This is a genomic window from Segeticoccus sp., assembly GCF_035708005.1.
The window spans coordinates 38,075-48,355 of the sequence record NZ_DASSTI010000045.1 but is presented as its reverse complement, the minus strand read 5'-3'; the positions used below and the strand labels follow the sequence as shown (position 1 = coordinate 48,355).

General features: G+C 72.4%; 10 protein-coding genes and 1 pseudogene. 2 read left to right on the top strand and 9 right to left on the bottom strand.

The genetic code is table 11. From position 1 onward, the window contains the following. Positions 1 to 447: pseudogene (locus tag VFL99_RS05590) on the top strand (argininosuccinate synthase); the annotation flags it as partial. An 82-nt stretch (positions 448 to 529) separates the two neighbouring features. On the opposite strand, the gene VFL99_RS05585 reads toward VFL99_RS05590, so the two are convergent. Further along, positions 530 to 1,606 carry a tellurite resistance/C4-dicarboxylate transporter family protein gene (locus tag VFL99_RS05585; protein WP_325105346.1) on the bottom strand — a complete coding sequence of 359 codons (1,077 nt, stop codon included), beginning with the start codon at positions 1,604 to 1,606 and terminating at the stop codon, positions 530 to 532. A 48-nt stretch (positions 1,607 to 1,654) separates the two neighbouring features. Further along, positions 1,655 to 2,137, bottom strand: coding sequence for a MarR family winged helix-turn-helix transcriptional regulator (locus VFL99_RS05580; protein ID WP_325105345.1), 483 nt, complete (start codon positions 2,135 to 2,137; stop codon positions 1,655 to 1,657). Between the two features lie 117 nt (positions 2,138 to 2,254). Here VFL99_RS05580 and VFL99_RS05575 point away from each other — a divergent pair, with 117 nt between their 5' ends. Then, entirely contained in the window at positions 2,255 to 3,160 is a 906-nt protein-coding gene (locus VFL99_RS05575) for a dioxygenase family protein (protein ID WP_325105344.1), read from the top strand. On the opposite strand, the gene VFL99_RS05570 is transcribed toward VFL99_RS05575, so the two are convergent. The 7 genes from VFL99_RS05570 to VFL99_RS05540 all read right to left on the bottom strand — a co-directional run bounded on the left by VFL99_RS05570 (position 3,118) and on the right by VFL99_RS05540 (position 10,277). Continuing rightward, entirely contained in the window at positions 3,118 to 3,927 is an 810-nt protein-coding gene (locus VFL99_RS05570) for a DUF2182 domain-containing protein (RefSeq protein WP_325105343.1), read from the bottom strand. The genes VFL99_RS05575 and VFL99_RS05570 overlap by 43 nt on opposite strands. Continuing rightward, entirely contained in the window at positions 3,924 to 4,553 is a 630-nt protein-coding gene (locus tag VFL99_RS05565; RefSeq protein ID WP_325105342.1) for a DUF1326 domain-containing protein, read from the bottom strand. Before VFL99_RS05565 ends, VFL99_RS05570 begins: the two co-directional genes overlap by 4 nt. A gap of 132 nt (positions 4,554 to 4,685) precedes the next feature. Next, positions 4,686 to 6,872, bottom strand: coding sequence for an ATP-binding protein (locus VFL99_RS05560; RefSeq protein WP_325105341.1), 2,187 nt, complete (start codon positions 6,870 to 6,872; stop codon positions 4,686 to 4,688). 254 nt (positions 6,873 to 7,126) lie between these two features. Next, positions 7,127 to 7,390, bottom strand: coding sequence for a mycothiol transferase (locus tag VFL99_RS05555; protein ID WP_325105347.1), 264 nt, complete (start codon positions 7,388 to 7,390; stop codon positions 7,127 to 7,129). Continuing rightward, positions 7,356 to 8,072, bottom strand: coding sequence for a gamma-glutamyl-gamma-aminobutyrate hydrolase family protein (locus tag VFL99_RS05550; protein ID WP_325105340.1), 717 nt, complete (start codon positions 8,070 to 8,072; stop codon positions 7,356 to 7,358). Before VFL99_RS05550 ends, VFL99_RS05555 begins: the two co-directional genes overlap by 35 nt. Before the next feature lie 6 nt (positions 8,073 to 8,078). Then, positions 8,079 to 8,846 (bottom strand): 3-oxoacyl-ACP reductase, encoded by a 768-nt coding sequence (locus VFL99_RS05545; protein ID WP_325105339.1) that lies wholly within the window; start codon positions 8,844 to 8,846, stop codon positions 8,079 to 8,081. Between the two features lie 60 nt (positions 8,847 to 8,906). Then, positions 8,907 to 10,277: an aldehyde dehydrogenase family protein gene (locus tag VFL99_RS05540; protein ID WP_325105338.1), complete on the bottom strand. Its 1,371-nt coding sequence runs from the start codon at positions 10,275 to 10,277 to the stop codon at positions 8,907 to 8,909. Between the last annotated feature and the right edge of the window lie 4 nt (positions 10,278 to 10,281).

The following is a 10,281-nucleotide window of genomic DNA, read 5'->3' as shown; positions in this document are numbered from 1 at the left end:
CGCTGGCTGGACCCGCAGGCGCTGATGATCCGCGAGTCGCTGCAGCGCTGGGTCGGCGCGGCCGTCACCGGCGAGGTGACGCTGCGGCTGCGGCGCGGCGAGGACTACTCGATCCTCGACACCACGGGCCCCGCCTTCAGCTACCACCCGGACAAGCTCTCCATGGAGCGGACGCTCGACTCGGCGTTCGGGCCGGTCGACCGGATCGGCCAGCTCACGATGCGCAACCTGGACATCGCCGACTCCCGGGCCAAGCTCGAGCAGTATGCCGGGATCGGGATGGTGGGCAGCTCGCACCCGGCGCTCATCGGGGCTGCGCAGGCCGCTTCGACGGGCTTGATCGGCACGATGCCCGCCGGCGCCGCCAACGCGATCGCCTCACGCGGCAGGGCGTCCGCCGAGGACGAGCTGCTCGACCGTGCCGCGATGGAGTTCGGCACCGACTGACCGCCGCGCTCCCTGCCACTGACCACCTCGTTGGTGGCGTGTCGCACGCGATTTCGGGCGCGAAACGCCACACGCGAGGTGGTCAGTCGCGGTCGGGGACCGGCCGGCTCGCCGGCGGGGGTAGGGCCACCGTGCGGACCAGGTTCCGCACCATCGCGACGAAGGTCAGCACCCAGGCGGCGAACGCGACCCAGAGCTCGCCGTGCCCGATGCCACTGACGATGGGCAGGTGGTCGGCGCGGCCCAGGTAGAGGCCCGCGGCGGCATACATTCCGAGCGGGAAGATGATGCTCCACAAGGTGGCCTCGTAGCCCAAGGGGATGTGGTGGCGCCAGTGCCGCCACCAGCCCGCGGCCACGAGGACCGGGATCAGCCAGGTGGCGAACGCCCAGAACACCACGGAGGCGCCGCTGATCAGCCCCCGGGTGGCCGCGACCATGGGCGCGTCGGCCATCTCGACGATGCGGGCCCCGGCCAGCACGGTGATCGCCGCTGCCCCCATCGCCACCCAGTACGGCGGGGACAGGTCGATGGGGCGCAGCTCGTAGAGCAGCATGCGGGCGGCCACGAACACGCCGGCCGAGGCGTAGAGGAAGACGCCCACCGACCAGGAGAAGACCGCCACGACGGCCAGGACGTCGCGGGTGTAGCCGGTCGCCATCGGTTCCAGGGTCGCCGCGGAGGCCGCCACGGACTGGCTGGCCACCACCCAGATGAACCATGTCCCGTTGGCGGCCGTGATCACCGGGCGTTGGGTCCGGCTCAGCACGGCGGTCCAGGGGATGACGTAGCCGAGCACCACCCAGGTCAGAGCTGCGACCGCGAGCAGGCCGGCGGTCACCGTGTGCAGTCCGTCCAGGGCCAGGCGCACCCCGAAGACGTTCGTGCCCGCGATGAAGGTGAAGAAGCCGAAGGCCCGTCCGGGGTCGATGAAGTCGTCCACGATGGCGTCGCGGTAGGCCATCAGCCGCCACAGCGTGAGGACGACCAGCGAGACGTAGGCGATGCCGCACACCACCAGCAGCGCCAGCGACATCGTGACCCGGCCCGCGAGGTGCATCCCGATCGAGAGGATGCCACTGGCCATGACCAGCGCGAAGTAGCCGGGGGTCAGGCCCCGGACGGCCTGCTGCACGCGGCCCGCCAGCGACTCGCTCATCTGCGCAGGTTATCCGCGGCGGGGGGCCCCGGCAGGGTGCGCGGGCCCCTACCGCCTCGTGGTGGCGGTCATCAGCCCCTCGGGATCCACTCGTTCGAGGACGGCACCGGCGATGGAGGACAGCTGGGCCACCTGCTCGGGGGTGAGGGCGTCGATGACGTGCCGCCGCACGTTGGCGACGTGCCCGGGGGCGGTCTTCACGACCAGGTCCCGGCCGTCCCCGGTCAGCCGGACGTTGGTGGCGCGCCCGTCCTCGGCGCAGGGGAAGCGCTCGACCAGGCCGCGGCCCTCCAGCCGCCGCACCACGTGCGAGAGCCGCGGCAGGGTGGCGTTCGTGCGGCCCGCGAGGGACGTCATCCGCAGCGTCTGCTCGGGCGCCTCGGAGAGGACCGCGAGCACGAAGTACTCGAAGTGGGTCAGCCCCGCGTCCCGGCGGAGCTGCCCCTCCAGGACCCCCGGGAGCAGCTCGACGAGCGCCACGAGGCGGACCCAGGCGCGCAGCTCCTCCTCCTCCAGCCAGTCGGTGTCCATGGGGCCAGCGTACGATCTAGTTGACGGAACAACCAAATGCGTGAGAGTGTTGCTTGTAGCGACAACAAAGTCGAGCCGGCGACGTGCGTCCACCGCACGCAGCCCCGAGGAGCACCCATGAACACCGACGTGGCCCTGAGCACCACCGCCGCTGCCGACGCGCGCATCCCGGCGGCCCACCCCTTCGCCGCGCACCTGCAGAAGGCGGCTGCCGCCGAGCAGGCGCACCCGCACCGGCTGTGGACCCCCGAGGACGGCCCGCTGCCCAGCATCTACCTGAGCCACGGCGCGCCCATGCTGTTCGAGATGACGGACTGGATGGACCAGCTGCACCGCTGGGCCCACGACCTGCCCCGGCCCAAGGCCATCCTCATCGTGTCCGCCCACTGGGAGGCGGCGCCGTTGAGCATCAGCAGCACCGAGCCGACCGAACTGGTCTATGACTTCGGCGGATTCGCGCCGCTGTACTACTCCATGCGCTACGACACCCCGTCCGCGGCCGAGCTCGCGCAGCAGGTGGTCAGCCTGCTGCCGGACGAGGAGCAGGTGCACGAGCACCGCAGTCGCGGCCTCGACCACGGCGCCTGGGTGCCGTTGAAGATCATGTACCCCGAGGCGAACATCCCGGTCCTGCAGCTGAGCCTTCCCACCCAGGACGCCACGAAGCTGCTCGCCCTCGGCGACCGGCTGCGCCCCCTGCGCGAGCAGGGCGTGCTGGTCATCGGCTCGGGCTACATGACCCACGGCCTGCCGTTCATCGACTGGCGGCACACCGACCAGGTGCCCGGCTGGTCCTCCGACTTCGACCTGTGGGCCAAGGAGGCCCTCGCCCGAGGCGACGTGGACGAGTTGGCGGCCTTCCGGCAGCACGCCCCCGGTATGCCGTACGCGCACCCGACCGTCGAGCACTTCACTCCGCTGTTCGTCACCCTGGGTGCGGCCGCGGACCCGACGGCCCCGGTGAAGACCGCGATCGACGGCTACGCGCTGGGGCTGGCCAAGCGCTCCTTCGAGGCGGCCTGAGCCATCGGAGCCGGACCACCGGTGAGTCCACCGGTGAGTCCCGGTGCGAGCTGCGGCACGAACACGACCGTCACCGCGAGCACCAGCGACACCGCGCCGACGACCCGTGCGAGGCGGGGACCGGCCGGTGTCGCCTTCTCGAGGAGCACCACCGCCGCGAGGCCGGCCATCGCCCACACGTTCATCATCCCGAAGACGCCGAGCAGCACCATGAGGCTCCAGCAGCACCCGAGGCAGAACGCGCCGTGGTGCGCACCGGCCCGCAGCTCCCGGCTCGGACCACGCCACGACGCATAGCGCAGCAGCAGCGAGAACGGTGCCCGGCAGGTCCTCAGGCACCGCTCCTTCCACGGACTGAGCTGGTAGGCGCCGGTGAGGGCGAACGCGCCTGCCGCCACGGCAGTTCCGAGGACCGGTCGACCGGTCGCCACCCGGCCCGCCCCGAGCGCGAGCAGGTATGCCGGCACTCCGGCGAGTGCCCACACCACCAGGTAGCCCGCGGCGAACAGCGTGAGCCGAGCGAGCCGCTGGGTGGTGAGCGTCCGGGCATACAGGGTCGCCACCACGGCCGTGGCGGGCAGCATCATCGCCGCCATCATCACCGTCCAGGCCCCCAGGAAGGCGGCCGGCCCCAGTCCCGCGGCACCGGGCATCACTCCCATGTCGCGAGGCCGGGCGAGGACCCACGCCCACGCCGCCGCGGCGGCGGCGAGGAGGACGACGACATACGGCGCGGTGCCCTGGCGCGCAGCCGGGGTGAGGTTCACGCCGACCAGGCGAACGGAGCCGAGTGGCCGTTGCGGCCGGCGAAGTCCCAGGACCGGCCGTGCACCGCGCGGCCGCTCGACCGGAGCGCGCGCGCGAGGTTCACGGTGCTGTTCGCCGGGTGGAACACGCCGGACAGCGTCATCACCGGCCCGGCGTCGCCGTTCTGTGGCGCGACCTGGTCCTCGACCTCGATGTCGATGCTGTTCCCGACGAGCACGGTGTGCCGCCGGCCGTCGTCCTTGAAGCTGATCGGCACCCGCTCCACGCCGAGGACGTTGCCGATGAGCGGGGCGAGCGCCGCCATCGGGCCGCCGGCGGCGCCGGAGAAGACCGAGACGAGGGCGTCCGCCTGCCGGTCATCCGCGCGACCGTCCACGAACAGCGCCACGTTCCACCCTCCGTCGGCCATCACACGCGGCGCGTCGACCGCGAGGACCACGGTGCGGTCCGACACGTCGACCGGGTCGGTGCCATCGCGCTCCACCCGTCCGGTGTCGACGTGGAACGCGAGCGTCGCCTCACACCGTTCCTGGTCCGCGGGCGCGGTCAGCCCGGAGGTGATGCAGGGGCAGACGACGTCGCAGTTGCAGCTCTCGAGGTAGCTGCCGGTCAGATTCCACGTCATGGGGGTCCTCCTCGGCACGTGGTGGAGCGGTCGACCGGCACAGGTTGTCGGTGTCTCCGGTCTAGACGTGGCGAAGGCCAGGCGCCATGAGGGGTTTCCCGTAGTTGCCGGCACCGCCGCCGGCAGCCGCGCTCACCGTCCGGGAAGCGGGAGCCGCTGTGCCGTGGCCCAGCTCGCCACCTCGGCCCGGCTGTGGGCACCGATCTTGCGCATCACGTGGTGCAGGTGCACCTCCGCGGTCTTCTCCGAGATGCCCAGGGCCCGCCCGATCTGGCGGTTGGTCCGACCGACCGCGACCAGGGCAGCGACCTGTCGTTCCCTGGGCGTGAGCCGGTGGGCCGGCAGCCCGGTCTCCCGACTGGGCAGCTCGCCGTCCGCCGCGCGGATCGCCAGGTCGACCGCCGCCTCGACCGGCAGGGCCCGCCCGACCTGCCGCTCGCGCTCCAGGGCGTGGGGGCCCAGGTGTTCGAGGCAGTTCCGCTCCACGGTGGCGACGCGGACCCGCTCGGCCACCCCGACCGGTGCCATCAGCTCACCACGCTGCCGCCCGGCAGACCCGAGCAGCCGCGCGGCGGCCTCGGGCATCCCGCGCCGGGAGGCCAGCTCCGCGGCGGTGTCCAGGCAGTGGGCGATGCCCCGGCGGTCGCCCGCACCCCAGAAGGTGCGCAGGGCCTCGATGAGCAGCGGCGCGGCCCGGTCTGGGCCGTCGCCGTGCACGACCACCGTGGCCAGGGCCCACGACGACCAGGCGGCGGCCCAGGGGTAGTCGAGGTCGTGGAACTCCTGCAGGCTGGTCAGCAGGAGGGCCCGCGCGTCAGACGCTTGGTCCCGGTCGCGCGCGAGCAGGCCCTGCTCTTGGTGCGTCCACGCGATGCCCTGCCGGTTCCGCAACCGCTGAAAGCCCTCCATCGCCCTGGCGTGCCAGCGCGCCGACTCCTCGAACCGGCCGCGGCCGCGCGCGACCTGGCCGAGGAAGGTCGCCGCGACACAGGTCCGGCGCGGGTCGTCGGTGGCGGCGTCGGCGACCTCGTGCAGCCGGCTCCGGGCGGTCTCCACCCGGCCGAGCCCCGCCGCGAGGGCACCGCCCACCAGGAGGGCGCCTCGAACGGCCGCCGGGTCCGGGTGGTCCACCGCGCGAGTGCCGGCCCAGCGCAGCGTCCGCTCCACCACCGAACTGCCGCGCTCCAGCTCGCCGCGTGTGTAGCACCACCAGCCGATGGCGGAGGCGAGCAGCAGCGCGGGGCCCGGGTCACCGAGGTCGGAGACGAAGTCCAGGGCCGCGCGGAGGTTCGGCACGTGCACGTCCAGCAGCTGCCACGTCGTGCGTTCCTCCAACCTGCCGAACGTGGCCTCGAAGGCCCCTGCGAGTGCGGTGAAGTGCGCGGCGTGCGCCCGGTGCGCGGGCTCGGACTCGCCGTGGGCGAGGAGCTGCTGCTCGGCATACTCACGGATGCTGCCGAGCATGGCGAACGGTGCGGCGTCCAGCTCGGTGTCGCGCCGTTCGACCAGGTTCTTGTCCAGCAGGGAGCCGAGCTGGGGGAGGACCACGTCCGCCGGGGCCTGGCAGATCGCGGCGGCGTCATCGAGCAGCCACATGCCCGCCATGACCGACAGCCGCCGGAAGAGCCGTCGTTCGGCGGGGTCCAGCAGGTCGTGGCTCCACTCGATCGCCGCCCGCAGCCCGCTGTGCCGTTCGCAGACGTCCCGGTCCTGGCTGGCGAGCAACCGCAGCTGGTGGTCCAGCCGGAAGACCACGTCACCGGCGCTCAGGGTGCGCAGCTTGACCGCCGCGAGCTCGATCGCCAAGGGCAGCCCCTCGAGTCGCTGACAGGCCTCGACGACGGCGGCGGCGTTGCCGGTGGTCAGGGTGAAGGCAGGGTTGACGGCCGCGGCGCGGTCGAGCAGCAGGGCCACCGACGGGTTGTTCCGGGTGCGCGCCAGGTCGGTGGGGGCCATACCGTCGGGGGTGGGCAGGGGCAGGAGGCGCAGCTCCTCCTCCAGCTCGAGGGCGAACCGTTCCCGGCTGGTGGCGACGATGCGGATCGCTCGGGCGCTGTCGAGCAGCCGGGCCAGTGCCGGGCCGGACGCGAGCAGGTGCTCGCAGTTGTCGAGGACGAGCAGGGCGGAGCGCTCGTCCGGCTCGTCCGTGAGCGACTTCGGATCACCCTGCCCGGGGGCGGCCTGGCCGAGGGCGCGGTTGACCAGCACCAGCACCAGGTCCGGATCGGTCACCGCGGACAGGTCGACGAAGGCGGTCGGGGGGCCGGCGTCCGCGGCGCGCACGAACGCGGCCTCGACGGCGAGTCGCGTCTTGCCCACACCCGGGGGGCCTGTGAGCGTCAGAAGAGCCCCCGCCCCCTGCGCGAGCCAGGCCAACAGCGTGGCCATCTCGGCGTCCCGGCCGACGAATGCGCCGGTGAACCTCGGTGGTCGGTGGGGAAGTGGTCCCGGCCACCGCTCCGAGGGCGGCGGTGCCTCTGCGCGCCCCCGTTGCCGGCCAGGCGCCATCCCTGAAGTGTATTGCCGGACGCCCCACCGACCACCTGATTGCGCACATTGGCCGGGTGGCCGCGTCAGCCCATCGTCTTCTGCCCGTCCAGGGCCTCCCGGATGATGTCCGCGTGACCGGCGTGCTGGGCGGTCTCGGCGATGACCTGCAGGATCACCTGACGCACCGACCAGCGCGCACCCTGCTCGAACCAGGGCGCCTCCGGCAGCGGCTGCGTGGTGTTCAGGTCGGGCACCGAGGCGACGAGCTCATCGGTGCGCGCGGCGACGCGCTCGCTGACTGGAGCCGACGGTTCAGCGGGGCGACCCGCTGATGGCGGCTGCGGCAGCGACGAGCCCGGCGAACAGGCCAGTGTCCTCGCGCACCTCGGGGTGCCACTGCACGCCGAGCCAGAAGGGCCGGTCGGTGCGGTCGATCGCCTCGAGCGTGCCGTCGGCGGCGTGGGCGACGGCGGTGAGGCCGGGGTGGCTCACCACGGATTGGTGGTGGTGGCACCCGACCTGGACCTGGGGTCCGACGAGCTGGAACAGCCGGGAGCCGGGGGTGACGTCCACGGCGATCGTGCCGTAGACGTCACCGCCGGGGGAGTGGCCCTCGTGCCGCACCACGTCGGGCAGGTGCTGCTCCAGCGTCCCGCCGGCGTGGACGGCCATCACCTGCATTCCCCGGCAGATCCCGAGGACCGCGACCTCTCGGTCCTCGGCGGCGGCGAGCAGCGCGAGCTCCCAGGCGTCCCGGTCCCCGCGCCAGCCGATCGTGCGCTCGTCGGGGGCCTGTCCGTACCGTGCCGGTTCGACGTCCGCCCCGCCCGCGATGACCAGCCCCTCCAGGCGGGAGAGGACCGCGCGAGCCGTCAGCTCGTCGTCGCCCGCTGGGGGGAGCAGCACCGGGATGCCGCCCGCGGCGCGGATCGCGTCGGCATACGCGCTGGGCAGGAGGTCTGCGGTGACGTCCCACACTCCCCACCGGGCCTGCTCGCGGTAGGTGGAGATCCCGATCAGGGGCGCCATCTCAGCTCACAGCGGGGTGACGTAGGCGCCGGAGATGCCGCCGTCGACGAGGAAGGTGGAGGCGGTGATGAAGCTGGACTCGTCGGAGGCCAGGAACAGCACGGCGTTGGCCATCTCCTCCGGTTCGCCGAATCGACCCATGGGCACGTGCACCAGGCGGCGCTGGGCCTTCTCGGGGTCCTTGGCGAACAGCTCCTGCAGCAGCGGGGTGTTGACCGGTCCGGGGCACAGTGCGTTGACGCGCACCCCCTGGCGGGCGAACTGCACGCCCAGCTCGCGGCTCATGCTCAGCACGCCGCCCTTGGAGGCGGAGTAGGAGATCTGGGAGGTGGCGGCGCCCATCACTGCGACGAACGAGGCGGTGTTGATGATCGAGCCGCGACCCTGCTCGAGCATGGACGGCAGCGCCGCCTTGCAGCACAGGTAGACGCTGGTGAGGTTGACCTCCTGGACCCGCCGCCACGCGTCCAGGTCGGTGTCCAGGATGGAGTCGTCCTCCGGCGGGGAGATCCCGGCGTTGTTGAAGGCGATGTCCACCGAGCCGTAGGTGTCCTTGGCGATCCGGAACAGCTCGTCCACCTGTTCCTTGTCGGTCACGTCGGTGCGCACGAAGATGCCGCCGACACTGTCGGCGACCTGCTTGCCGGCCTGCTCGTCGACGTCGGCGAGGACGATGTGGGCGCCCTCCTGTGCCAGGCGACGCACGGTCGCCAGACCGATGCCCGAGGCGCCTCCGGTGATGACCGCGGTCCGGTCCTGCACGCGTCCGGTCACTGCTGTCCCTCCTTCACTGTCGTTGTCTGCCAGTCCTGCTCGGTCGTGGGCACTGGTCCCTCAGTCCTGCTCGGTGGCGATGAAGACGTTCTTCTCCTCGGTGAACGCATCGGGGGCGTCCGGGCCGAGCTCGCGGCCCAGGCCGGACTGCTTGTAGCCGCCGAACGGGGTCCAGTAGCGCACGGCCGAGTGCGAGTTCACGCTCAGGTTGCCCGACTCCACCCCGCGAGCCACGCGCAGCGCCCGCCCGAGGTCGCGAGTGAAGATGGAGCCGGACAGGCCGTAGTCGGAGTCGTTGGCCAGGGTGACCGCCTCGGCCTCGTCGCGGAAGGGCAGCACCGAGACCACCGGGCCGAACACCTCCTCCTGCCAGATCCGGTCGCTGGTGGAGCGGGGCAGCACGACGGTCGGCGGCACCCAGTAGCCGGCGCCCGCGGGAGCCGATCCGGTGAAGGCGACCTCCACCCCCTCGAGGTATCCCTGCACGCGCTCGCGTTGGCCGGCCGAGATCAACGGCCCCATCTCACTGTTCTGGTCGGTCGTCGGGTCGGTGACCCGCACGGCGGCGACCGACTTCTCCAGCAGGCCGAGGAACTCCTCATAGGCGCTGTCCTGCACCAGGATCCGTGAGCGCGCGCAGCAGTCCTGCCCGGCGTTGTCGAAGACCGCGTACGGCGCGGTCGCGGCGGCCTTGGCCAGGTCGGCGTCGGCGAAGACGATGTTGGCGCTCTTGCCGCCGAGCTCGAGGGTGCACCGTTTCACCTGCTCGGCGCAGCCCGCCATCACCTTCTTGCCCACCCGGGTGGAGCCGGTGAAGCACACCTTGCGCACGAGCGGGTGGGTGACGAACCGCTCACCGACCACGTCTCCACGACCCGGTATGACGGTCAGCACGCCCTCGGGCAGGCCTGCCTCGCGTGCCAGCTCACCGATGCGAATCGCGGTCAGCGGGGTGAGCTCGGCGGGCTTGAGCACCACCGTGTTGCCGGCCGCGAGGGCCGGCGCCATGCCCCAACCCAGGATGGGCATCGGGAAGTTCCACGGCACGATGATTCCCACTACGCCGAGCGGGTCGCGGAAGGTGAGGTCGACCCCACCGGGGACGGGAATCTGCCTGCCGAACAAGCGTTCCGGTGTGGCGGAGTAGTAGTTCAGCACGTCGCGGACGTTGCCGGCCTCCCACCGCGCGTTGTTCCACGTGTGCCCGGCGTTGCGCACCTCCAGCTCGGCCAGCTCCTCGACGTGCGCGTCCACCACGGACGCGAACCGGCGCAGCAGGGCGGCTCGCTCGCCCGGCGCGACGGCGCGCCAGGACGCGAAGGCCTCGTGGGCGGCCTCGATCGCGGCGTCCGCCTCGGCCAGGTCGGCCAACGGCACCTCGGCGACCGTCTCCTCGGTCGCCGGGTTGATCACGCGGTGGGTCTGGCTCACGTGG